This window comes from Kribbella kalugense (assembly GCF_004365875.1).
In the GTDB taxonomy this organism is placed as follows: domain Bacteria; phylum Actinomycetota; class Actinomycetes; order Propionibacteriales; family Kribbellaceae; genus Kribbella; species Kribbella kalugense.
The window spans coordinates 558,482-581,806 of the sequence record NZ_SODF01000004.1; the positions used below are offsets into that span (position 1 = coordinate 558,482).

General features: G+C 67.6%; 18 protein-coding genes. 11 read left to right on the plus strand and 7 right to left on the minus strand.

From position 1 onward, the window contains the following. Positions 1–38: 38 nt before the first annotated feature. Entirely contained in the window at positions 39–2,408 is a 2,370-nt protein-coding gene (locus tag EV650_RS40035) for an immune inhibitor A domain-containing protein (protein ID WP_134124449.1), read from the minus strand. A 189-nt stretch (positions 2,409–2,597) separates the two neighbouring features. Between EV650_RS40035 and macS the strand changes: the two genes are divergently transcribed. The 5 genes from macS to ligD all read left to right on the plus strand — a co-directional run bounded on the left by macS (position 2,598) and on the right by ligD (position 10,417). Continuing rightward, positions 2,598–3,713, plus strand: a complete 1,116-nt coding sequence (gene macS / locus EV650_RS40040) for a MacS family sensor histidine kinase (protein WP_134124450.1) — start codon at positions 2,598–2,600, stop codon at positions 3,711–3,713. A gap of 8 nt (positions 3,714–3,721) precedes the next feature. After that, complete coding sequence (locus tag EV650_RS40045; RefSeq protein WP_134124451.1) at positions 3,722–4,348, plus strand: response regulator; 627 nt, start codon at positions 3,722–3,724, stop codon at positions 4,346–4,348. A gap of 730 nt (positions 4,349–5,078) precedes the next feature. Next, positions 5,079–7,379: a protein translocase subunit SecD gene (gene secD / locus EV650_RS40050; protein WP_134124452.1), complete on the plus strand. Its 2,301-nt coding sequence runs from the start codon at positions 5,079–5,081 to the stop codon at positions 7,377–7,379. 63 nt (positions 7,380–7,442) lie between these two features. Further along, complete coding sequence (locus EV650_RS40055; protein ID WP_134124453.1) at positions 7,443–9,440, plus strand: ATP-dependent DNA helicase; 1,998 nt, start codon at positions 7,443–7,445, stop codon at positions 9,438–9,440. Further along, positions 9,437–10,417 carry a non-homologous end-joining DNA ligase gene (gene ligD / locus EV650_RS40060; RefSeq protein WP_134124454.1) on the plus strand — a complete coding sequence of 327 codons (981 nt, stop codon included), beginning with the start codon at positions 9,437–9,439 and terminating at the stop codon, positions 10,415–10,417. Before EV650_RS40055 ends, ligD begins: the two co-directional genes overlap by 4 nt. A 174-nt stretch (positions 10,418–10,591) precedes the next feature. On the opposite strand, the gene EV650_RS40065 is transcribed toward ligD, so the two are convergent. Together EV650_RS40065 and lexA are read right to left on the minus strand one after the other, a co-directional pair. Then, on the minus strand, positions 10,592–11,101 hold the full coding sequence (locus EV650_RS40065; protein WP_134124455.1) for a glutathione peroxidase: 510 nt from the start codon (positions 11,099–11,101) through the stop codon (positions 10,592–10,594). A 48-nt stretch (positions 11,102–11,149) separates the two neighbouring features. Continuing rightward, the gene (gene lexA / locus EV650_RS40070; protein ID WP_134124456.1) at positions 11,150–11,962 is read right to left on the minus strand and encodes a transcriptional repressor LexA; all 813 of its coding nucleotides are present in this window, start codon (positions 11,960–11,962) and stop codon (positions 11,150–11,152) included. A 368-nt stretch (positions 11,963–12,330) separates the two neighbouring features. On the opposite strand from lexA, the gene EV650_RS40075 reads away from it, so the two are divergent. Next, positions 12,331–12,888, plus strand: coding sequence for a LysM peptidoglycan-binding domain-containing protein (locus tag EV650_RS40075; RefSeq protein ID WP_238174775.1), 558 nt, complete (start codon positions 12,331–12,333; stop codon positions 12,886–12,888). On the opposite strand, the gene EV650_RS40080 is transcribed toward EV650_RS40075, so the two are convergent. The 3 genes from EV650_RS40080 to EV650_RS40090 are packed head-to-tail and all read right to left on the minus strand — an operon-like array spanning position 12,889 to position 15,274. Next, positions 12,889–14,103, minus strand: a complete 1,215-nt coding sequence (locus EV650_RS40080; RefSeq protein WP_134124457.1) for a beta propeller repeat protein — start codon at positions 14,101–14,103, stop codon at positions 12,889–12,891. Beyond that, positions 14,096–14,641, minus strand: coding sequence for an RNA polymerase sigma factor (locus tag EV650_RS40085; protein WP_238174776.1), 546 nt, complete (start codon positions 14,639–14,641; stop codon positions 14,096–14,098). Before EV650_RS40085 ends, EV650_RS40080 begins: the two co-directional genes overlap by 8 nt. A 60-nt stretch (positions 14,642–14,701) precedes the next feature. Further along, the gene (locus EV650_RS40090; protein WP_238174777.1) at positions 14,702–15,274 is read right to left on the minus strand and encodes a GNAT family N-acetyltransferase; all 573 of its coding nucleotides are present in this window, start codon (positions 15,272–15,274) and stop codon (positions 14,702–14,704) included. A 74-nt stretch (positions 15,275–15,348) separates the two neighbouring features. Between EV650_RS40090 and EV650_RS40095 the strand changes: the two genes are divergently transcribed. Continuing rightward, the gene (locus EV650_RS40095; protein WP_238174778.1) at positions 15,349–15,930 is read left to right on the plus strand and encodes a TetR/AcrR family transcriptional regulator; all 582 of its coding nucleotides are present in this window, start codon (positions 15,349–15,351) and stop codon (positions 15,928–15,930) included. On the opposite strand, the gene EV650_RS40100 is transcribed toward EV650_RS40095, so the two are convergent. Continuing rightward, entirely contained in the window at positions 15,923–16,873 is a 951-nt protein-coding gene (locus EV650_RS40100) for a nucleoside hydrolase (protein WP_134124459.1), read from the minus strand. The genes EV650_RS40095 and EV650_RS40100 overlap by 8 nt on opposite strands. A gap of 84 nt (positions 16,874–16,957) precedes the next feature. On the opposite strand from EV650_RS40100, the gene EV650_RS40105 reads away from it, so the two are divergent. From EV650_RS40105 to EV650_RS40120, 4 genes are all read left to right on the plus strand, one after another. Then, positions 16,958–17,737 (plus strand): glycerophosphodiester phosphodiesterase, encoded by a 780-nt coding sequence (locus EV650_RS40105; protein ID WP_134124460.1) that lies wholly within the window; start codon positions 16,958–16,960, stop codon positions 17,735–17,737. A gap of 43 nt (positions 17,738–17,780) precedes the next feature. Continuing rightward, the gene (locus EV650_RS40110) at positions 17,781–19,367 is read left to right on the plus strand and encodes a GH39 family glycosyl hydrolase (RefSeq protein ID WP_134124461.1); all 1,587 of its coding nucleotides are present in this window, start codon (positions 17,781–17,783) and stop codon (positions 19,365–19,367) included. Positions 19,368–19,646: 279 nt separating this feature from the next. Continuing rightward, positions 19,647–20,141, plus strand: coding sequence for a transcriptional regulator NrdR (gene nrdR, locus EV650_RS40115; protein ID WP_134124462.1), 495 nt, complete (start codon positions 19,647–19,649; stop codon positions 20,139–20,141). A 103-nt stretch (positions 20,142–20,244) separates the two neighbouring features. Continuing rightward, complete coding sequence (locus EV650_RS40120) at positions 20,245–23,175, plus strand: vitamin B12-dependent ribonucleotide reductase (RefSeq protein WP_134124463.1); 2,931 nt, start codon at positions 20,245–20,247, stop codon at positions 23,173–23,175. Positions 23,176–23,325 lie beyond the last annotated feature (150 nt).

The following is a 23,325-nucleotide window of genomic DNA, read 5'->3' on the forward strand; positions in this document are numbered from 1 at the left end:
CCCCGAGGTTCTGAACCTCGGGGGCTGTTTCTATTCGGTCACTTGCGCTTCGAGACCTGGACTTTCATCGAGGTACCCGTCTTGGAGACGACCTTGATGTTGACGCCGTTGTTCGGGACCTGGACGCTGCTGGCCGGCTGGTCGGCGGACCAGTAGGACTTGCTGTCGTTGAAGGTCGGGACGGCGTTCTGGCCACGGATGTAGCTGGCCTGACCGTTGTTGTGCAGGGTGAACGAGTCCGCCTTCTCCAGGCCGAACGGAGCGTCGTACGCGCCGATCCGCGGGCGCCACAGCGTTCCGTCGATCCGGTTGATCGGCGTCGGGTGCGAGTCGATCGGCAGGATCAGGCCGGCGCCCGGGTGGACGCTGGTGTTGTTGTCGGGCTGCGAGGTGTCCCAGTACCAGACCAGCAGGCCGTCCTGGTACGGGAAGTGCTCGACCTTGTCCGGCAGCGTGGTGTTCCAGCCGAAGTTGTACGGACCGGTCTTCAGGTACTGGTCGTGGTCGATGTAGTTGATGTTCGCCGCGAGGTAGTAGTTGTCGAACAGGGTCGTGAACGACGAGCCCGCCGCCGAGAACCCGTTCAGCGTCCAGCCGTCGGGGGAGGTCTCCGCACCGGAGCTGACCACCGTCGTCGTACCGGACGCCACCTTGATGTCGTCGGCGAAGAAGCCGATCCCGCCGGCCGCCGGGTCGGTGGCGTAGCGGAACTGCAGCGTGATCGTCTTACCGGCGTACGCCGACAGGTCGAAGGTCGCCGGTACCCAGCCGTTGCTCTTGCCGTCGATACCGTTGCCTTCGGCATCCTTGGTGATGCTGCCCTTGATCGGCTTGAGCCCGCTGCCGTCGTTCACGTCGACGTACGCGTAGTCACACGGGTCCGGGCCGCAGTCCTCGATGTCCCAGTTCGCCTGGAAGGTGAGGCTTGCGGGCTGTCCGGCCGGCAGCGTGACCTGACGGCTCATGGTGTGGGTGAAGTTGTTGCCCTGACCGCTCCACCAGGACTTCGTCCCGGCTGCGGGCTGCACCAGTTGGGTGACGACCGGCTTCTTCGGCAGCGCCACCACCAGGCTCTGCGCCTTCTTGGAGTTGTACTCCTGCGGGCCGAGGTTGACGGTCCGGTTCTGGCCGGCGTTGACGATCTCGTAGTCGAGCCAGCCGAGCTGCAGCTTGTCCCACGGACCCATGTCCTGGACCCGCTCGCCGATGCCGCCGTCGGTGGCCGCGCTGACCCGGTTCTGGGCCATCACTGTCCACCAGTTGACGCCGTTCTCGCCGCCGGCGGTGTCGTACTCGTCCGGCAGGCCGAGGTCGTGGCCGTACTCGTGCGCGAAGACCGCGACGCCGCCGTTCTCCGGCTGGATCGTGTAGTCGCCGACGTACATGCCGGTGTCACCGATCTGGGCGCCACCGCGCGGGTTGTTCGACGGGCCGCCCGGGAACTGGACCGACCAGCGGTGCGACCAGATGGCGTCCTCGCCCTGGTACGGGTCACCGTCGGCCTGGTCGCCGCCGGCGTGCACGATCTGGAAGTGGTCGATGTACCCGTCCGGCTCGTTGAAGTTGCCGTCGCCGTCGTAGTCGTAGCGGTCCCACTGGTCGAACGACTTCAGGTCCGCGGTGATCTGGGCCTTGGTCCGGCCCTTCGCCTCCTGGTCGGTGACCCACTGGTTGACCGCGTCCTGGACCAGGTTCCAGGTGTTGTTGCAGACGTTGCTGGCGCACGGGTAGCCGTTCGAACGGCCGTACCGGGCCTCGTTGTACTTGACCTTGACCCAGTCGGTGACCTCACCGGACACGGAGTACCGGCCGGACGACTGCTTCTCGTAGAACTCTTTGACCGAGTTGCCGTTGCCGAAGTACAGGTCCTGGTAGTGCTGCTGGCTGTAGTCGGCCTGCCAGATGGTGGAGTTGTCCACCGAGCGGTCCGGCGCCGGGATCTGGTTGTGCAGCGGCCCGTCGAACCGGGTCGGGCCCGGGACGGACGGCGCCGTGTCCTGGTCGGGGTAGTTCGGGTCGCGGTCGTTGCCGAACTCCGCGAGTACGACGAAGATCCGGTCGGTCTTCTCCCGGGACAGCTCGACGTACTGGTCGACCTTGCCCTTCGCGTTCTTGGTCCCCTTGGCACCGGCGGCCTTGGTACCGACCTTGACGACGGTGCTGCCGTCGCGCTGCTCGGGTTTGGCCTGGCCGTTGATGACCTGGGTGAGGGCTTCCTGCCGCAGCTCGCGGCGCTTGTCCTCGGCCGGGCTGGACAGCTCGTCCGAGGTCGGCGCGGTCTCGCTGGCGATCGGCGCCGACGCTGCTTTGGGCGGTGTGGCGGCGTTTTCGGCCGAGGCTGAGGCGAGGCCCAGCCCGGTCGTCGCCGCCAGGGCCAGGCTGAAAAGCCCGGCGGGTAGCTTGCGCACGATTCCCCTCCGTGTCTGATGACGCAGTGTGATCGAAGCTCCCCCGAGCGTGTGTTTTGCGCGAGGGTACGGTGAAAATCCGCCCAGTTGAAGTGGAACTGAGGAAAACCTGTGAACCGGCGGGGAATCCTGCACTCTGAGTAGAACGCCTCACGCCCGCGGGGGCTGGTCCTTGGCAGACTGTGGCAAATGGAGCGCGAGAACGTCGACCTGCTGCAGCCGCTGTGGCGTGCGCTGGTGGTGTTCCGCGTGATCGCCTGGGGGTTCGCCTGCCTCGGCGTCTGGACCCGGTGGGACGGCATCGTCCGGCCGTACGGCGCTGTGCTCCAGCTGGCCGTGATGGGAGTCTGGACGCTGATCTCGTCGTACGGCTACAGCCGTCGTTGGGGCCGCCGCAACACCCGGCTCGCGTTCGCTGACCTGGCCGTGACGGTCGGCTGCATGTACGCCACGTTGTGGGCGCAGCCGCTGATCGACATCCGCGGCGGCGCGTCGGTGCTGACCTCGGTCTGGGCCGCCGGACCGGTCCTCGCGCTGGCGATCTCTCGCGGCCGGGACGGCGGTCTGCTCGGCGCGGCGACGATCAGCCTGGCGCTGCTGTCCCTGCGCGGCGTCGACAACGCCGCGAAGATCCTCAGCAACGTCCAACTGCTCCTGGTCGCCGGTCTGGTCGTCGGGTACGCCGCCTCGACCATGCGGCAGGCGGGCGCCCGGCTCCGATCGGCGATCGCTGCGGAGAGCGCGACTGCCGAACGGCTCAGACTCAGTCGTTCGATCCATGACGGCGTACTGCAGGTGCTGGCTCAAGTGCAGCGCCGGGGTACGGCGATCGGCGGCGAGGCGCTCGAACTCGCTCAGCTGGCCGCCGAGCAGGAAGTTGCCCTACGCACCTTGATGTCGTCCCGCCCTGCTGTCGCGGCGGGGGACCGGGTCGACTTGTGCGGACTGTTGTTGCCGCTCGCCACGACTCGGGTCGATGTCGTCGTACCGGCCGCCCAGGTTTTGTTGCCCGCGGCGACGGCATTGGAGCTGGTTGCCGCGGTCAAGGAGGCGCTGAGCAACGTGGTCAAGCATGCGGGCGCGGACGCTCGGTGCTGGGTGGCGGTCGAGGATCTTGGGGACGAGGTGGTTGTGTCGATCCGCGACGATGGGGTCGGTACGACGCCCGCGCGGCTCGAGCAGGCCCGGACGGACGGCCACCTCGGCGTCAGCCAGTCGATCCGCGGCCGAATCGCCGACCTGGGCGGCACAGTTACGGTCCGGACCGCTCCGGGCGAGGGAACCGAGTGGGAGTTGAAGGTGTGACGCGCGTAATGATCGTGGACGACCATCCGATGTGGCGCGAGGGAGTGGCGCGCGACCTGGGCAGCCGCGGGTACGACGTCTGTGCGACCGCGTCCGACGTCACGAGCGCGGTGAAGATCGCGCTGGCGACCCGGCCGGACGTGGTCGTGATGGACCTGCAGTTGGGCGACGGTTCTGGTGTGGACGCGACGCGGGAGATCACCACGGCGTTGCCGGACACGCGGGTGCTAGTGCTGTCGGCCAGCGCCGAGCAGGACGACGTACTCGCGGCTGTGAAGAACGGCGCGTCCGGGTATCTGGTGAAGTCTGCGTCGCTGGACGAGTTTGACGAAGCAGTACGCCGTACTGCCGAAGGGGACGCGATCTTCAGCGCTGGGCTGGCCGGGTTGGTGCTGGGGGAGTACCGCCGGCTGGGCGCGACTGGACCCGAGGTCCCACACCTGACCGACCGCGAGACCGAAGTACTGCGGTTGGTGGCCCGCGGACTCACTGCTAAGCAGATCGCCACCCGCCTCGTCCTCTCCCACCGCACCGTCGAGAACCACGTCCAAAACACCCTCCGAAAACTCCAACTCCACAACCGATCCGAACTAGTCCGCTACGCCATCGAACACGGCCTGGACACCCCCGAGTAACCCCACGCGCGCTGCACAGCCGCTCCCTTCGTCGCCACGCTCCCCAGCGCGCCTACTACGCGCGCACCCGCCCGCCCCGGCTCAGCGCCGTGCATCCTTTTCCGGTACCGCCGGGAACTGCGGGCTGCCGCCCACACCGACCGCTTTGGTCGTTGCCCTCGGGGACGGACTGTGGTGATTGGGGAACCCGGGAGGACGGCGAGGACTGTGGTTCGTCCGGGCGGCTGATGCTCTGACGCGGCTGTCCCGCCGAGTCGTGGTGTTTGGTTGGTGCCCGGATCCTCGAGTCGTGGATCGTGGTTGTCGTCGGCAGCCGATTTCCACGACTCGGCGCGCGGGTGTGGGGAGCCTGACCTACCCGGAGCGGGCAGAGAGCCTCCCCCGTCCGGGCGCGGCCGGCCCACCGCAGTCCGGCCACCGCAACCGCAGTCCGGCTACCGCAACCGCAGCCCGGCCAGCCAGCACACCCCGCCCACCGCAACCGCAGTCCAGCCCACCGCAGCCACAGTCCGGCCCACCGCAGACCGCACTCCAGCCGACCGCAGTCGCAGTCCGGCCCGTCGCAGATCGCACTCCGCCCCTTCGCGACCGCAGTACAGGCGCGACCCAGTCGCTTGTGGGATTGTGCGGGGACCGGTTGAATGGCGTCCGTACACTGTCGGCTCACGCTTGGCGTGTGTGCTCTCTGTCATGACATCCGTACCGCGGGTGCCCACCTCCGGAGGCTTCGGTGAACCGGTCGTCCCTTGTCCGTGCGCTTCTTGCGTTCCTGATTCTCGCGGCGTCGACGTACGTCACGCTGACCGCGAAACCACAGCTCGGTCTCGACCTGCGCGGCGGGACGCAGATCGTGCTCGAGGCCAAGGACTCTCCGACGGTGAAGGCGACCAAGGAGACCACCGACAAGGCGACCCAGGTGCTGCACCGGCGGATCGACGCGCTCGGCGTCAGCGAGCCGAACGTGACCCGCCAGGGCGAGAACCGGATCATCGTCGAGCTGCCCGGCGTACAGGACCCGCGCGAGGCCGCGAAGGTGATCGGCAAGACCGCGCAGCTCACGTTCCACGAGGTGCTCGACCAGGTCGCGACCAAGCCCGCCAAACCCGCCGCGGGCGACCTGTACCTGCCCAGCGAAAGCGGCCAGGGTTTCCTCCGGCTCGCCAAGCCGGCCATGACCGGTGAGCTGGTCAGCGGCGCCGAGGGCCGGCTCGATCCGCAGCAGGTCGCGCAGGGCTGGTTCGTCGAGATGAACTTCAAGGGCGACGGCGGCAAGATCTGGTCGACGATCACCGGCAAGGCCGCCTGCAACCCGGTCAACACCGCGCCACGGCTGATCGCGATCGTGCTGGACAACGAGATCATCAGCGCGCCGCAGGTCGATCCGAACGGCGGCAACCAGCTCTGCAACGTCGGCATCACCGGCGGCACCACGACGATCTCCGGCGCCTTCACTGAAGAGGACGCGAAGGACCTCGCCGCGTTGATCTCCGGCGGCGCGCTGCCCGTGCCGGTACAGGTCATCGACCAGCGGACGGTCGGCCCGTCGCTCGGTCAGGACGCGATCCAGGCCAGCGCCCTCGCCGCGATCATCGGCCTCGCGCTGACCGCCCTTTTCATCATCGTGGTCTACCGCCTGGTCGGTCTGATGGCCGTCATCGGTCTGCTCGGGTACGCCGCGATGTCGTACGCCGTCCTGACCGCGATCGGAGCCACTCTCACCCTGCCCGGTCTGGCCGGCTTCGTGCTGGCGATCGGAATGGCCGTCGACGCGAACGTCCTGGTCTTCGAACGAGCCCGCGAGGACTACATCGCCGGTCGGACGGACGGCCTCCGCCGATCGCTGCGCAGCGGGTTCCAGAACGCGCTCTCCGCGATCGCCGACTCCAACATCACCACCCTGCTGGCCGCCGGCCTGCTGTTCTTCCTGGCCGCCGGTCCGGTTCGTGGCTTCGGCGTCACGCTGTCGATCGGCGTGATCGCGTCGATGCTGTCCGCGCTGGTCGTGACGCGGGTACTCGCGGAGTTCGCGGTGTCACGTGGTTTCGTACTGCGTCGTCCACGGCTGAGCGGGATCGCAGGACACGGCCGGGTCCGGACCTGGCTGGAGTCGAGGCAGCCGTCGTTGATGAAGCACAGCCGCCGATGGCTGGTGATCACAGCCGTCGCGATCATCGTGAGCGTCGCCGGTGTCGCCGTACGCGGGCTGAATCTGGGGATCGAGTTCACCGGCGGCCGCCTGCTCGAGGTCAGTACTGCGCAGCCGATCACGCCGGATCAGGCCCGTGCGGCCGTGACCGAGGCCGGGTATCCGACCGCGGTCGTACAGGCGTCCGGGACCGACGACATCACTGTGCGGACTCCGGTGATCAGCGACGACGAGGCGGAGAAGATCCGCGAGTCGATCTCGCGGATCGGCGGCGGGACCGAAGTGATCCGCAACGAAAGCATTGGTCCGTCGCTCGGTGAGGAACTGCGGAACAAGGGTCTGATCGCGCTCGGCATCGCCCTGCTTGCCCAGTTGGCGTACCTGGCCGCCCGGTTCCGCTGGACCTTCGGCGCCGGCGCCGTCCTTGCATTGGTGCAGAACGTCGCGGTCGTGGTCGGCGTCTTCGCCTGGACCGGGAAGCCGATCGACGGCATCTTTCTGGCCGCGGTCCTGACGATCATCGGTTACACGGTGAACGACTCGGTCGTCGTCTTCGACCGCATCCGTGAGAACCGCAGCTCCCGGGCCACGGACAACCTCGGCAAGGTCATCGACACCGCGATCGTCAACGTCCTGCCACGGACGATCAACACCGGCATCTCGACCCTGTTCATCCTGTCCGCGCTGCTGTTCCTGGGCGGCGATTCACTCGCCGACTTCGCCCTCGCACTGCTGCTCGGCATCCTGGTCGGCACCTACTCGTCCAACCTCACCGCCGCACCACTCCTGCTCGAGCTCGAACGCCGCTTCCCAGCCCCACCGCCGCGTCCGAAGCGTCCCCAAGTCGACCGCGACGCCCAGCCTGACCGCGGCGCCGTCGTCTAAGACCCCGGTTATCCACACCCTCGCCCGGCGGATCAGAAATCTGTCGGTGCTCCGGGCTAGGGTGTGGCGGTGGGTGTTGACGTGCGGGAACTGCTGGAAGCTGCCGTGGCTGGGATCGATGGACAGACGCGGCCGGGGCAGGTGGAAATGGCGCAGGCCGTGGACACCGCGATGCATGACGGATCGCATCTCCTCGTCCAGGCAGGAACCGGCACCGGCAAGTCCCTCGGGTACCTCGTGCCCGCGTTGCTGCACGCGATCGAGGACCGCCGGGTGGTCGTGTCCACGGCGACCCTCGCGCTCCAGTCGCAGCTTGTCGACCGCGACGTACCGGCGCTGCTCGACGCGACGGAGAAGCTCCTCCCGCGCAGACCGTCGTACGCGATCCAGAAGGGGCGGAACAACTACGCCTGCCTGCACCGGATCCGCGAGGGCGCTCCGGACGAGGACGGCATGCTCGTCGATGTGCCGCCGGCCGGTGAGGTCGGCCGCCAGGTGGTCGAGCTCCGCGACTGGGCCGAGCAGCAGCTCGCCGACGGTGCGGCCGGCGACCGGGACCACGCGCCCTCGCATCAGTACCAGGCCTGGCAGCAGGTCGCGATCGCCGCGCGCGAGTGCCTCGGCGCGCAGAAATGCCCGTACGGCGAGGAGTGCTTCGCCGAGAAGGCGAAAGAGCATGCCCGCAAGGCCGACATCGTCATCACCAACCACGCGCTGCTCTCGATCGACGCCTTCGAGAACCGGACCGTCCTGCCCGAGCACGACGTCGTCATCGTCGACGAGGCCCACGAGCTGCCCGCGCGCGTCACCGGCGCGGCGGGTGACGAGCTGTCGCCGCAGATGGTCGAGCGCGCCGCCAAGCGGGCTCGCCGGTTCGTGGACGACGACAAGGCCGACGACCTGATCGACGCCTCCGACGCCCTCCGCGCGGCCCTCGACGGCACTCGCGAGGGTCGCATCGAGGGGTCGAACGGGCTGGTCCTGGAGGCGGCCGCGCTGGTCCGCGACGCGGCCCGCGGGATGTATTCCGACCTGAACAAGAAGTCCGACGACAAGGACGACGACCCGGACGGCGCCAAGCGTCAGTCCAAGGGCGCGGTCAAGGAGATCTTCGACGTCGCCGAACGCGTGGCCGCACTGAGCGACGCCGATGTCGTCTGGATGATCGACCGCGACCGTTTCGGCCGCGAGCTCCGGATCGCCCCGCTCACCGTCGCCGGCCTACTTCGCGAGCTGGTTCTCCGCGACCGTACGGCGGTCCTCACCTCGGCGACCCTGACCCTCGGCGGTGACTTCGACGCGATCGCCCGCCAGGTCGGCCTCCGGCCCTCCGACAGGCTCGATGACGACGATGAGATGCCGGAGCTGGACGACTCCGAGGAGAAGGGTCCGCTGCCGTGGCGCGGTCTCGACGTCGGCTCCCCGTTCGAGTACGAGAAGCAGGCGATTCTGTACGTCGCCAAGCACCTGCCGCCGCCGCATCGCGACGGGCTGGGCAAGAAGCAGTTCGAGGAGATCATCGACCTGATCACCGCGGCCGGCGGTCGGACGCTTGGCCTGTTCTCGTCCCGCCGGGCTGCCGAGGCGGCGACGGCCGCGGTTCGTGAGGCAACCGATCTCAAGGTGTTGTGCCAGGGCGACGCCCAGCTCGGTGAGCTGGCCCGCGAGTTCGTCGACGACCCGGAGACGTCGCTGTTCGGGACGCTGTCGCTGTGGCAGGGGATCGACGTACCGGGGTCGACCTGCAACCTGGTGATCATCGACCGCGTCCCGTTCCCGCGTCCGGACGAGCCCCTGATGGCGGCCCGCCAGCGCGCGGTCGACGAGGCCGGTGGAAACGGGTTCATGGCGGTGGCCGCGACCCACGCCGGCCTGCTACTGGCGCAGGGCACCGGCCGGCTGATCCGCCGCAGCTCGGACCGCGGCGTGGTCGCGATCCTCGACCCCCGCATCGTCACCCAGCGGTACGGCGGCTTTCTGCGCGCCTCCTTGCCTCCGATGTGGCCGACCGCCGATCGTGAGAAGGTGCTCGGTGCCTTGAAGCGGTTGCAGTCCACATGAGTCCCGTGACCGGTCCGCCGGTGCTGCCGATGATGGCTGCGCTGGGGGAGATGCCGACAGGCTCGGGCTGGTCGTACGAGTTGAAGTGGGACGGCATCCGCGTCATCGCCGAGGTGGACGACGGGGTCTGCCGGCTGTGGTCGCGCAACAGCCACGATGTGTCCGGTGGGTACCCGGAGTTGATCGGTCTCGCTGAGGCGCCGGGGTTGCGGCTGCCCGCCGTACTGGATGGTGAGATCGTCACGCTGGACGAGAACGGCGCACCGTCATTCGGTCTGCTGCAGCGGCGGATGCACGTCCGCGATCCACGTCAGCTCAGGCACCTGATCACCGAGGTGCCGGTTTCGGTGCGACTGTTCGACGTGCTCAGGTTCGACGGAGAGTGGTTGCTAGAGGCAACGTACGACGATCGTCGCGGGCTGCTGGACTCGCTGGACATCGGCGACCCGTTCTGGGAGATCCCACCGGCGTTGCAGGACGGTGCCGTGGCGTTGGATCAGTCCGCGGCGCAAGGCCTGGAAGGGGTCGTCGCGAAGCGGCGGAAGTCGCGGTACCTCCCGGGGCGCCGCAGCGCCGACTGGATCAAGGTCAAGCCGGTGAAGACCAGAGACGTCGTGCTCTGCGGATGGCACCCGGGGGAGGGCAACCGGGAAGGCCGGATCGGCTCCTTCTACTGCGGGGCGTACGCCGAGCCCGGTGGTGAGCTCCTGCTGATCGGCAAGGTCGGATCGGGCCTGGACTTCGCGACTCTGGACATGCTGAGTGCCGAGCTGAGTGGACTTGAGATCGACCGGCCGGCGTTCGACCCGGCGACGATTCCGACCACCGACCGGCGGCGGGCGCACTGGCTGGATCCGGTCCTGGTCGCCGAGGTCACCTACTCCGGCTGGGCCGGCGACGGCCGGCTCCGGCATCCGGTCTGGCGCGGCCTGCGGCTCGACATCGACCCGGAAGCGGTGCTCGTCGGGTCCGGGTGAGCGACATGCAGACAGGCACCGCAATTGTTCGGAATGCGGTGAGAATTCTGCGGCACTGCGACGGTGGATGTTCAGCTGTCGCAGAAAACAAGGGATTTCGGTCAACGCCGATAGCGAGCTCTGGTGCTCTTCACGTTGAGCGACTTGTTGCGTACGGCCCCGAACCGCGATGGATCAGTCGTTCGTTTCCCTCGACGGTGCAGGCACCGCCAGCGCAGCCTCGATCTTGTCGGCCAGCTTCTCCGGCGAGTGGGTGGGCGCGTAGCGCGCGATCACCCCACCGTCACGGCCGATCAGGAACTTGGTGAAGTTCCACTTGATCCGGCCGCCGAGCAGGCCGCCCTGCTCGCGTTTCAGCCAGTTGTACAACGGAATCGTCTTCGACCCGTTGACGTCGATCTTGGAGAACATCGGGAACGTGACGTGATAGATCGTCGAGCAGAAGTTCGCGATCTCGTTCTCGTCACCAGGCTCCTGGTGGCCGAACTGGTCGCAGGGGAAGCCGAGCACCGAGAAGCCCTGCCGGCGGTAAGACCGGTAGAGCTTCTGAAGTCCTGAGTACTGCGGAGTCTGGGCACACTGCGACGCCGTGTTCACCACCAGGAGCACCTGGTCGCGGAAATCGGCAAGAGACTGTTCATTGCCTTCGATCCGCGTGGCGCTGAAGTCATAGACAGTCGTCATGACTCAATGCTGACACGACACGCCCGAGTTCGCTCGCCGTCTGAGATGTCAGACTCGGCGCAGAACTGTTACGACCTTTCCGAGAATGACGGCATCCTTGCCGTCGATCGGCTCGAACGCCGGGTTGTGTGGTAGCAGCAGGATCTCGGTCTTGGTCTTCTTGAACGTCTTCACCGTCGCCTCGCCGTCGATCATCGCGGCCACGATGTCGCCGTTCTCCGCGGTCTGCTCCTGCCGCACGACCACCCAGTCGCCGTCGCAGATGGCCGCGTCGATCATCGACTCGCCCTTGACCTTCAGCATGAACAGCGTGCCCTCGCCGACCATTGCCTTGGGCAACGGGAAGACCTCTTCGATCTCCTGCTCGGCCAGGATCGGGTTACCGGCGGCGATCTGGCCGACCACCGGCACGTAGACCGCGTCCGGGTGCGCGTCACCGGCACCGGTCTCGTCGTACGTCGTCTGCCGCACCGAGCCGAGCGCCGACCGCCGGGCCGCGGCGTCGACCTCGCCCGGGTAGCGAACCTCGATCGCCCGTGGGCGATTCGGGTCGCGGCGGAGCAGGCCCTTCTGCTCGAGCACGCGAAGCTGGTGGGACACCGAGGAGGAGCTGGTCAGGCCGACCCGCTCACCGATCTCGCGCATCGACGGCGGGTAGCCGCGGCTGTCCACCGAATCGCGGATCACGTCCAGCACGCGGCGCTGGCGCGGGGTCAGTCCGGTCGCGTCGGCCGGCCCGTCGGGCAGCTCGCTGACGGTCCGGCCCGCAGTCTTGTCTCCAGACTTGCCCGCAGCCTTGTCCGCAGCCTTGTCCGCACCGGTGCGCTCGTCCTTGCTGGAACCGCTCGGCGTCCTGGCCATCGGTGGTTACTCCTCGGGTCGGGCCGGCGATCACACCACCGGCCGAAACTTGCTCGACTGTGATGACCGTAGACCGAATCCTGAGATTCTTCAAACATCTGTTCGAAGGCGTGTCGGTTCGCACGTCTGTTCGTGTGTCAGGTTATAAGCCGCCCGCGAGGGTGCCGGCCGGCCGGGAATTTCCTGGGCGTGTCCTGGTTGGAAATGGTTGCGCATCGGGTGCCTGTCGGTTAATCATTCGTACAGACGTTCGATCGAACAGGTGTTCGGGCCGGTCGAATGGGTCGCTCTTCAGAAACTGTCGGAGGCGGCCGATAGACAGGAGTCGACACCGCAGGACGCGCACTGACCGAGGTCTGGAGGATCCGATGAGCACAGCAGCTCTCGCGGCTAACTCGCTGACAGCAGCACTGGCACCGCAACGGTCGCCCGAGGTTGCGCCGCCACGCATGCCGTCCGCGCCGACGGCGCGCAGCGCGTCGGCAGGGACGACGACGGCCCCGCGCCGCCGTCCCCGGATTCAGGGCACGACCACCGAGTCGCTCCCGGTCCGCGGCTGCTCCGGCGAGTCCGTGGCCCGCCGGGAGGCCACGGCGACCCACGTCCAGCCCCAGATCGAGCCCTCCGCTCTCCGCCTGACCCGCCGCGGCCGGATGCTGCTGACGGCCCTGTCGGTCCTGATCTTCGGATCGGCGATCGTCGTCCTCGGTCTCCGTGTCGCCGGTGTCCTGGAGCCCGGCCCGCACTTCACCCACACCGTTCCGGTGCAGGTGGCCCCCGGCCAGACCCTCTGGTCCATCGCGCAGAACACCAACCCCAGCGAGGACCCCGCCGCGGTCGTCGAGAAGATTGCCGACCTCAACAAACTCTCCTCCCCGGCCGACATCACTCCAGGCGAAACCCTCCAGATCCCGATCGTCGGCTGACTAGCGCGGCGCGAAGTACTTCCAGGTCTTGCCGTGATCGGTGCTGACGATGGCCTGGTTGCCGTTGTACTGCGCCCCGTAGACGAAATCGCCGGCCGCTGTCAGGTCGCCCAGGTCCGTCGGCGGTGTGAACGGCGTACCGGCACCGGGCCGGAGGAGTTCGCGGTCCTTGCCCTTCTGATAGAGCGCGAGGCCGGTCCCGTTGTCGAAGGCAACGGGAGACTGCAGATACGTTTCATCCCGGATGGCCACCGTGGTCCAGTGTTCGCCCCGGTCGGTGGACAACCGCAGCGGCACCTGGTCATCCGACGTCTTGGCCGGGACCAGCGTCTTGCCGTCGGGGCTGAGACCGCCCATCTTGTGGGGATCGAAGCCTGGAATCACCACCAGCGTCCTGCCGTCGGGGCTGACCCCCAGCCGGCCATTCACCCGACCCGGACTGATGACGGAGTGGTCCCAGGTCTTGCCGTGGTCATCGGTCCAGTAGATGTTGCCGACGCCGCTGTTCTTGGCGCCGACGACCCACCACCGACCGGTGGTGTCTTGCTGGGGCTGGCCGGCGTTGTCGACCCCGGGGATCTTCACCTCCCGCAGCGTGCCGGTCTCCGGGTTCAGTGCCCGCAGGGTGCCGTACGCCAGCAGCACGTCGCCCTGGCCGAACTCGCTGGTCGGCGGAGCCCAGTGCACCTTCTTCTCGACCCGGCCCTGATCCGTCAGCCCGACCATCACGGCCTGGGCCCAGCTCGGATCGCTGCCCTTCATGCTCGTCGGCATCGCCAATGCCAGCAGCTCGTCACCGACCCGCAGCACGTCGTACTGGTTCTTGCGCACCGGCGCGGTGGTCCGCACCCCGTCCCGGCTCAGCACCGCGGCGTTGTTCCAGGTGTTTCCCGGCTGAGGTGACGTCCACACAGCACCCCACCGGGTCGGCGTGGCGAACGTGATGCCGGCCGCGCCGGACTTCTTGTCGTGGATCAGGTTCTCAGCCGCCTGGTCGACCGGGATCGACGCGGTCGGCGGCTTCTCGGTGCCGGTCACGTTCCCGAGCGGCAGAACGGCAGCCAGCACTGCGATCGTCACCGCCGCGACGACTCCCGCACCGGTCAGTGCCTGCCGACGGTGGCGGCGGCGGATGCCACGGCGTTCCAGAGCCTCGAAAGGCAACGGCTGGACGGTCTCCTGGACCTCCCAGGACAGTTCTTTCAGCTCAGACATGGTTGACCTCCTCGGCGTCGTCGGCGAACTCGTGGACCAGCGGAGCCAGCCCGGCCCTGCCCCGGGAGAGGCGAGCCTTGACCGTCCCTTCCGGAACACCCAGCTGTACGGCGATCTCGCGCACCGGCAGATCGACGATGTGGTGCAGCACAATCGCCTCGCGCTGTTCGTAGGGGAGCTGTCGCAGGGCCGCGACCAGAGCGACCCGGTCCGCGGTCAGCCCGGTCATCGCGGTCTCGGGGACGCCTGCGCGAGAGAGCAACCCGTGGAATCGGGTCGCCCGGCGGTAGCGCCGCCGTACCGCGTTCAGCGCGACCGTGCGCAGCCACGCCTCCGGGTTGTCGAGCTTGGCGAACCGCCGGGGTTTCTCGACCGCCTGGACGAACGCCTCCTGGACGGCATCCTCGGCCTCGCCGAGACTCCCGCAGATCGCGAACAGTTGCCCGACCAGCCGCCGGTAACAGCCCTCGTACAGCTCGCGCACCATGTCGACCGTGTCGCCAATGCCGCCAATGTCGACTGTGTCGCCGTCAGCCATCACCACTCCCCAGATCGGACTCTTTGCCTGCACGAGTCCTGGCGAAGGGATCCGGTTGCATCAGCCGGCGTCGGCCTCACGCCAATCGTCCTCCAGGAGCGCGTAGACATACTCGTTCGCCCACTCACCCTTGAACTGGAGTGCGTCGATGAAGTGCGCCTCCCGCCGCATCCCGAGCCGCTCGAGCAGGCGAGCCGACGCCGTGTTCCGATCGTCCAGAATTGCCACGATTCGATGCAGGCCGAGCTCGTCGAAGCCGACGCGCAGCATCTCCCGCGCAGCCTCCGCCGCAAGTCCCTTGCCCTGGTACGCCGAGTGCAGCGCAAAGCCGATCTCGCCCTGACGATCGGTCTCGCTCGCCCACTTCAGCAGGACCTCGCCGATCACGGTCTTGGTCTCGCGCAGCTCGATGGCGAGCACCAGCCACTGGCCCGACTCCGTCAGCTCGCCCTGCGGAAGCTTCTTCTCCAATGCGACCCGCGTCTCGTCCCGATCGCGCACCGGCCACGGTGTGTACCGGACCACCTCCGGCCGCGAGTGGAACGCGTACAGATCGTCCAGGTCGTCCATTCGGTGCGGCCGCAGTTCCAGCCGCTCGGTCAGCAGCGGGTACGCGGGTCGGAATCCAGTCACGGCACCATCCTCGGCTAAGCTGTCTAATGACGTTAGACAGTACTCGCCGCGACCGACCCCGACAACGAGATTTCGTGACCAGACGCGACCCTTCGTCCCACGCAGCCGCCGGAATCACCGTGCCGGCCATCGCCGACGCCGCCCTGACCGTCATTCGCGCCGACGGCGTCGACGGCCTGACCATGCGCGCGGTCGCGGAGCGTCTCCGGGTCCGAGCGCCGTCCCTGTATCACCACGTCCACAACAAGTCCGACCTGCTCGACCTGGTCGCCCGCAACGCCTTCGACCAGTTCGCCGCGGACAACGCGGCGTACGAGAATCTGCAGACGATCGACGAGTGGATCGCGCTGACGAGATCTGGCTCCCTCGAACTGCGGACCTTCTACGCCGACCACCCGGGCCTGGCCGGACTGATTCAGTCAAAGGCCAGCCCGGATCGGGACCAAGGCGAAGGATCCCGAGCCGAACTGATCCGTGCCCAGATCGAGTCCCTCGTCCGCATCGGCGTACCAGAGCCCGATGCACGTCACCTCTTCGAAGTCACTGCCCGCTGGACGCTCGCCGCCGTGGTCGCGGAGGCCGACGGCCTCTTCGCCGACGGACTCGACCTCTTCCTGTACGGCGTACGCGCCCGCCTGGTCGATCTGGTCAGCTGACGGTCGCCAGCCACATCTCGGCGTACCGCTTGCCGTCGACTGCCGTCGCTACCTGGATCGTCGACGGCGCCTGCCCGTGTGGGTCGCTAGTCAGGTCCGCAGACCAGTCCCGCGTGTCGACGATCGTCCGTCCTCGCGACCAGCTTCCCGACAGTTCGACCCGCACCGGGAACGGCTGCGTTGTCAGCCCGGACGGATCGATCACCGCGCACACCGCGCCGCCGTCGCCGATGCTGGCGCCGTCGGCCTCGTACCGCTCGCACCGTTTCTCGATCAGCTTCTGCGCCAACTCGGCCGATTGCGAGCCGCTCAACGCACGCGCCTGCTCCAACGTGACCACCACGTCGTAGAAGACATCCAGGCCGTACATCGTCATCGGTACGCCGAGCTCGCCCGCCGCGGCCAGCACGATCGCAGCCGCCTCCGGATCGGTCCAGATGTTGAACTCCGCCGAGGCCGTGGCGTTCCCGATCCCCGCCGCGCCACCCATGAACACGATCTCGCGCAACCCGGCCGCGGCGTCCGGATACGTCCGCAGCAGCAGCGCGATGTTGGTCAGCGGCGCCAATGGGATCAGCGTGATCAACTCACCGGTCGCCGCGGCCTCCCGCAGCACGTCGCGCAGCAACTCGACCGCATGCCGTGGGTCCGTCGCCCGCGTGGACCGCGGCCAGTCGAGATCACCGAGCCCGTCAGCGCCGTGAACGTGCCGCGCCATCCGCACCGGCTGGATCAGCGGTACGGCGGCACCGCGAGCGACCGGCACGTCCGGCCGACCGGCCGCGTCGAGCACGGTCAGCGTGTTGAGCACCACGTCGTCGAGTCCGACGTTGCCGCCGGCGCAGGTCACGGCCTTCAGGTCGAGCTCGGGGTGCCGAGCGGCGAGCAGCAGCGCACACGCGTCGTCCAGGCCCGTATCGACATCGAGAATCACCGGCTTCATGCCGTCATCCTCACATCCGGAGTTGGCCGCCGCTTCACCACCGGCTCGGGCGCCGTTCGTCTCCGCTGGCTTGGCTGCCTGGTGATGCCTCGGACCAACTCGTTCCTCCGGGCGCCCGGCGCACAACTGCGGATCTGGGCGCACCGCGGCAATTCCTCCGCGGCTCCCGAGAACACCGCCGCCTCCGACGAGGCCGCCCGTCGCGCCGGCGCCGAGTGGATCGAGAACGACGTTCGGACGACCAAGGACGGCGTACCTGTGGTCATGCACGACGAGACCGTCGACCGCACCACCGATGGGACCGGTCCGATCCAGTCGCTCACGGCAGCACAGGTCGCGCAGCTGGACGCTGGCTCGTGGTTCGCGCCGGCCTTCGCGGGTCAACGAGTGCCAACGCTCGCGGCGCAGCTCGACGGTCTCAAGACCCGCGGCGGGAATCTGCTGCTTGAGATCAAGGGCCAGCACACGCGGTCGTCCGTCGTACGCATCGTGCAGGAGATCCAGGTCCACCGGATGAGCGGCCGGGTGTTCGTCCAGAGCTTCGAACCGCAGTACCTGCGCTGGGTCCACGAACTCGCGCCCGAGTTGCCGCTCGGCCTGCTCCGCTTCGAGCTCGACCCGGATCCGGTCGCGATCGCGAAAGACCTCGAACTGACGGCGTACAACCCGTCCGACGCGGCGTTGCAGACCCGGCCCGGAATCATCCGGGAGCTGCACGCGGCCGGTGTCGCGATCAACATCTGGACGGTCGATGACGCGGGCCGGTGGGACGCGCTCGAGCGGGCCGGGGTGGACGGCATCATCACGAACTGTCCAGCCGAACTCGCGGGCTGGAACGCCGGACGGTTCGCGCTTGTAGGCTGAGCGGTGGCTGTTTATCGATACAGCGATCGAGAGGGCCGCCCGGATGACTCAGAGAGCGCGCGTCACGGTCAACGCCGCACATGACCTCGGCGTACTGGACCGCCTGTGGGCCAGCCTCGGGTACGACGAGATCAACTGGACTTACACGCCACAGGGCCGCCGCACTCTGCAGACCATCGGTGCGTTCGCTGAGACGCCGTACCACGTCAGGCCGCACAACATCTTCACCAGCGGCACCGGACTCGGTCTGCCGCACTGGGGGAGCGGCAACGTCTACCACGAGGACGCGGACGGTACTCCGTACTACGACTTCACCATTGCGGACCTGACGTACGACGCGATCGTTGGCGCCGGCCACCATCCACTGGTCGAGCTGGGGTTCACCCCGCTGGCACTAGTACCCGACCATGCGAAGACCGACTTCCGGTACGAAGGCAGTCCCAGCCTCTACAGCGAGTACGAAGCCGGCTGGTGGTCCTATCCGCCCAAGGACTACGACCGATTCGCCGGACTGGTCGCGGCACTCGTCGAACACGCGCTAGAGCGGTACGGCGCCGACGAGGTGCAGCACTGGCTCTGGGAGCTGTGGAACGAGCCGGACATCACCTACTGGCGCGGTACACCAGAGCAGTACTACGACCTGTACGACGTGACCACGAAGGCGATCCGGGACGTCTACCCGGACGCCAAGGTGGGCGGCCCAGCGGTCACCGGTGGTGGCGACGACTTCCTGCGCGGGTTCTTGCAGGCCTGCGCCGACAGCGACCTGCCGGTGGACTTCGTCTCCTTCCACACCAAGGGCGCCCACTTCACCCCGTGGCGCACGTACGGCCCGATCGGCGCACCGGCGCCCGTACAGCAATCGCCGTCGACCGAGAAGATGCTCCGCGAGATCGACACCGCGCTGACAGTCGTCGACGAGTTCCCGCAGTACGCCGGGAAGCCCGTCATCGTTGACGAATGTGACGCGTCGGTCCCCGCGCACTGGGGGATCTACGACAACGCCAACTTCGCCTACCGCAACACGGAGTACTACCCGGTCTTCCAGGCCCAGTTGATGAAGAAGATTCTCGAACTGAACGAGCGGCACACCGCGAAGGTGCGCGAGGCAACCACCTGGAGCTTCTCGATGGAGGGGGAGCGCTACTTCGAGGGCACCCGCAGCTTCGTCACCGCGTCCGGCATCGAGAAACCGCTGATGAACGCCTACCGAGCCTTCGCCCACCTCGGCGACCGGCGTATCGACGCCGTGACCACAGGTGCGGTCGATGCCCTCGCCAGCCGTACGGCGGACAAGGTCGCGATCCTGGTCTGGCGCCACACCGACGACCAGTACGCCGCTGAACCCGCCGCGGCTCCCGTCGACCTCGCAATCGAAGGCCTCGACCCAGGCCGCTGGACTCTCCAGCACTTCCGGATCGACCGCGACCACAGCAACAGCCACACGGTCTGGCAGGCGCTCGGCTCACCTCAGGACCCGACCGCCGAGGAGTTCGCCCGGATCACGGCTCGCCAGGGGCTCGAGCGGTTCTGTGACGACACGCCGATCGACGTCGAACAGAGCTTTTCGCTGCCCCTCGAACTGCCGCTCCCGGCCCTGAGTCTCGTCGTACTCACCAAGTCCCGCTGACCCGCTGCGCGGGCCGTAGTTTGCGCCTCGAAAGGGTCATTCGGAGGGCGCCACGCGGGAGTACACAGGCCCGCGCGGATGTTGAAACCTCAGACACGCGCGGGAGATCCAGGCGTTCTTGCAACTGTCGGTGCAGAGTTCTAGGATCCCTAGATGTAGTGGTTACACGGGTGTAATTTTCCACAGGTAGTGGTTGGTTGCACACAGGTCATACACAAGTTGTCCCCAGGCTGATCCACAGGCCGCCGGTCCGGCGGCCCTCGGGAGGAGTGATTCATCGTGCACTGTCCGTATTGCCGGCACGCCGACTCCCGAGTCGTCGACAGCCGGGTGGCCGAGGACGGCGGAGCGATCCGCCGGCGCCGGCAGTGCCCGGTCTGCGAGAAGCGGTTCACCACCGTCGAGCAGATGCAGCTCACGGTCGTGAAGCGCTCCGGCGCGACCGAGCCGTTCAGCCGGGAGAAGGTCATCAACGGGGTCGGGAAGGCATGCAAGGGCCGGCCGGTGAACGCCGACCAGCTCGCGCGCCTCGGTCAGAAGGTCGAGGACGCGCTGAAGGCGAGCGGTTCGCCGGAGGTTCCCGCGCACGAGGTCGGACTGGCGATCCTCGGGCCGCTGCGGGAGCTCGACGAGGTCGCCTACCTGCGGTTCGCGAGCGTGTACCGGCAGTTCGAGTCGGCCGACGACTTCGAGACCGAGATCGCGCTGCTGCGGGCCGAGAAGGAGCCGCAGGGCACCGAGCCGGACCAGCTGAAGCCGACCCAGCAGACATAAATCGGGGATCAGCAACACCCAGCGACATCCAGCAACATCTGGCGTTACTCAACGGGGCGGTCCCGACAGACCGCGTAGTGCAGACACAGGGCGAGGAGCAACCATGACAGAGACGGTGACCGGCCACTCGGGGTCGACCAAGAGGTCGGCGGCCGGGTTCCGTGGGCGGAAGAACGCGCCCGCGGGACTCACCATCGAGCGCGTCTTCAGCACCGAGGGCGTCCACCCGTACGACGAGGTGACGTGGGAGCGTCGCGACGTCGTGCAGCAGAACTGGAAGACGGGTGAGACGGTCTTCGAGCAGCGCGGGGTCGAGTTCCCCGAGTTCTGGAGCGTGAACGCCTCCACCATCGTCACGACGAAGTACTTCCGCGGCGCGGTCAGCCACGACAACCGGGAGTGGAGCCTCAAGCAGCTGCTCGACCGGGTCGTGAAGACCTACCGCAAAGCCGGCGAGGAGCACGGGTACTTCACCACGCCGAACGACGCCGAGGTGTTCGAGCAGGAGCTCACCTGGCTGCTGCTGCACCAGTACTTCAGCTTCAACTCGCCGGTCTGGTTCAACGTCGGAACGTCCTCCCCGCAGCAGGTGTCGGCCTGCTTCATCCTCGCCGTGGACGACTCGATGGAGTCGATCCTGAACTGGTACAAGGAAGAGGGCCTGATCTTCAAGGGCGGCTCGGGCGCCGGTCTGAACCTGTCCCGGATCCGCTCCTCGAAGGAGCTGCTGCAGTCCAGCGGCGGCACCGCCTCCGGCCCGGTCTCGTTCATGCGCGGCGCGGACGCGTCGGCAGGCACGATCAAGTCCGGCGGCGCCACCCGGCGTGCGGCCAAGATGGTCGTGCTCGACGTCGACCACCCGGACATCGAGGAGTTCGTCGACACCAAGATGCGCGAGGAGGAGAAGATCCGCATCCTGCGTGACGCGGGCTTCGACATGGACCTCGGCGGTCGCGACATCACCTCCGTGCAGTACCAGAACGCGAACAACTCGGTCCGGGTGACCGACGAGTTCATGCGCGCGGTCGAGGAGAAGGGCGAGTTCGGCCTGCGGGCGCGGCTCGACAACTCGGTGATCGAGACCGTCGACGCTCGGCAGCTGTTCGACAAGATCTCCCAGGCCGCGTGGGCCTGCGCCGACCCGGGCCTGCAGTACGACGACACCATCAACGACTGGCACACCACGCCGGAGACGGGCCGGATCACCGCGTCCAACCCGTGCTCGGAGTACATGCACCTGGACAACTCGTCCTGCAACCTGGCCTCGCTGAACCTGATGAAGTTCCTCAGCGACGACGACATGTTCGAGTCGGAGAAGTTCGTCAAGGCCGTCGAGCTGATCATCACCGCGATGGACATCTCGATCTGCTTCGCGGACTTCCCGACCGAGGCGATCGGCGTCACCACCCGCGCGTACCGTCAGCTCGGCATCGGTTACGCCAACCTCGGTGCGTTGCTGATGGCAACCGGTCACGCATACGACTCCGACGGTGGTCGGGCTCTGGCGGGCTCTATCACCTCGCTGATGACCGGTACGTCGTACAAGCGCTCCGCTGAGCTGGCCGGCATCGTCGGCCCGTACGACGGCTTCGAGCGGAACAAGGAAGCCCACACCCGGGTGATGCGCAAGCACGCCGCGGCGAACGACGCGATCCGCACCATCCACGAGATCGACAAGGACGTGCAGAAGCACGCCACCGCGGCCTGGGACGGCGTCCTCAAGGTCGGCGCGAAGAACGGCTGGCGGAACGCGCAGGCCTCGGTGCTCGCGCCGACCGGCACCATCGGCTTCATGATGGACTGCGACACCACCGGCATCGAGCCGGACTTCTCGTTGGTCAAGTTCAAGAAGCTGGTCGGCGGCGGCTCGATGCAGATCGTCAACCAGACGGTCCCGCGGGCACTGCGTCAGTACAGCTACACCGAGGAGACGATCGAGGCGATCGTCGAGTACATCGCCGAGAACGGTCACGTCGTCGACGCACCCGGCCTGAAGCCGGAGCACTACGAGATCTTCGACACCGCGATGGGCGAGCGCGCGATCAAGCCGATGGGCCACGTTCGGATGATGGCGGCGGCGCAGCCGTTCCTGTCCGGCGCGATCTCGAAGACGGTGAACCTGCCGGAGACCGCGACGGTCGAGGAGATCGCCGACGTGTACTTCCAGGGCTGGAAGCTCGGCCTGAAGGCGCTCGCGGTCTACCGCGACAACTGCAAGGTCGGTCAGCCGCTGGCGGACGCGAAGGCGAAGAAGTCCTCCGAGGCCGTCGAGGCCGAGGCCGCCGTCGCCGAGAAGATCGTCGAGAAGATCATCGAGTACCGGCCGACCCGGAAGCGTCTGCCGAAGTCGCGGCCGTCGCGGACCACGTCGTTCACGGTCGGTGGCGCCGAGGGCTACATGACCGCCGGGTCCTACCCGGACGACGGTCTGGGCGAGGTCTTCCTGAAGATGGGCAAGCAGGGTTCGACCCTGGCCGGGGTGATGGACGCCTTCTCGATCGCGATCTCGATCGCGCTGCAGCACGGCGTACCGCTGGAGACCTACGTCCAGAAGTTCACCAACCTGAAGTTCGAGCCGGCCGGTCTGACCGACGACCCGGACGTCCGGATGGCGCAGTCGATCATGGACTACATCTTCCGCCGCCTGGCCCTGGACTACCTGCCGTTCGACGACCGGGCCGCCCTGGGCATCTACTCCGCGGACGAGCGGTCCCGGCAGCTCGACACCGGCTCCTACGAGCCGGCCCCGGTCGAGATCTCCGAGCCTGAGTCGCTGAAGTCGGTCGAACCGGCCGCTGCGGATGCCACCACGGACGTCACCTCGGATGCTGGCGCGGAGCTTGCCGGCAAGCCGGCCGAGGCGGCTTCGGCCAAGCCGATCAAGGGCGAGGCGCACACCACCGCCGAGATGCTCGAACTCATCACCGGCACCTCGGTCGATGCCCCGCTCTGCTTCACCTGCGGCACCAAGATGCGCCCGAGCGGATCCTGCTACGTCTGCGAAGGCTGCGGCAGCACCTCCGGCTGCAGCTGAGCCGATGAGTGCGGCGGCGATCGCCTGCCGCCGCACTCCACGAACTGAAAGCACTACGGCCCCCGGGAACTTCCCGTATTCCCCGGGGGCCGAGGTGCGTCCTGAGCTGCTCACGAGCTGCTCAGATGTAGTGCAGGAAAGGCTCGGATT

What these genes read in the sequence shown, in the direction of transcription:
- EV650_RS40110 (WP_134124461.1), top strand. Translation starts at nt 17,781, where the DNA reads ATGACTCAGAGAGCGCGCGTCACGGTCAACGCCGCACATGACCTCGGC.
- EV650_RS40105 (WP_134124460.1), top strand. Translation starts at nt 16,958, where the DNA reads ATGCCTCGGACCAACTCGTTCCTCCGGGCGCCCGGCGCACAACTGCGG.
- macS (WP_134124450.1), top strand. Translation starts at nt 2,598, where the DNA reads ATGGAGCGCGAGAACGTCGACCTGCTGCAGCCGCTGTGGCGTGCGCTG.
- EV650_RS40080 (WP_134124457.1), bottom strand. Translation starts at nt 14,103, where the DNA reads ATGTCTGAGCTGAAAGAACTGTCCTGGGAGGTCCAGGAGACCGTCCAG.
- EV650_RS40120 (WP_134124463.1), top strand. Translation starts at nt 20,245, where the DNA reads ATGACAGAGACGGTGACCGGCCACTCGGGGTCGACCAAGAGGTCGGCG.
- EV650_RS40065 (WP_134124455.1), bottom strand. Translation starts at nt 11,101, where the DNA reads ATGACGACTGTCTATGACTTCAGCGCCACGCGGATCGAAGGCAATGAA.
- lexA (WP_134124456.1), bottom strand. Translation starts at nt 11,962, where the DNA reads ATGGCCAGGACGCCGAGCGGTTCCAGCAAGGACGAGCGCACCGGTGCG.
- EV650_RS40085 (WP_238174776.1), bottom strand. Translation starts at nt 14,641, where the DNA reads ATGGCTGACGGCGACACAGTCGACATTGGCGGCATTGGCGACACGGTC.
- ligD (WP_134124454.1), top strand. Translation starts at nt 9,437, where the DNA reads ATGAGTCCCGTGACCGGTCCGCCGGTGCTGCCGATGATGGCTGCGCTG.
- EV650_RS40100 (WP_134124459.1), bottom strand. Translation starts at nt 16,873, where the DNA reads ATGAAGCCGGTGATTCTCGATGTCGATACGGGCCTGGACGACGCGTGT.
- EV650_RS40075 (WP_238174775.1), top strand. Translation starts at nt 12,331, where the DNA reads ATGAGCACAGCAGCTCTCGCGGCTAACTCGCTGACAGCAGCACTGGCA.
- EV650_RS40045 (WP_134124451.1), top strand. Translation starts at nt 3,722, where the DNA reads ATGATCGTGGACGACCATCCGATGTGGCGCGAGGGAGTGGCGCGCGAC.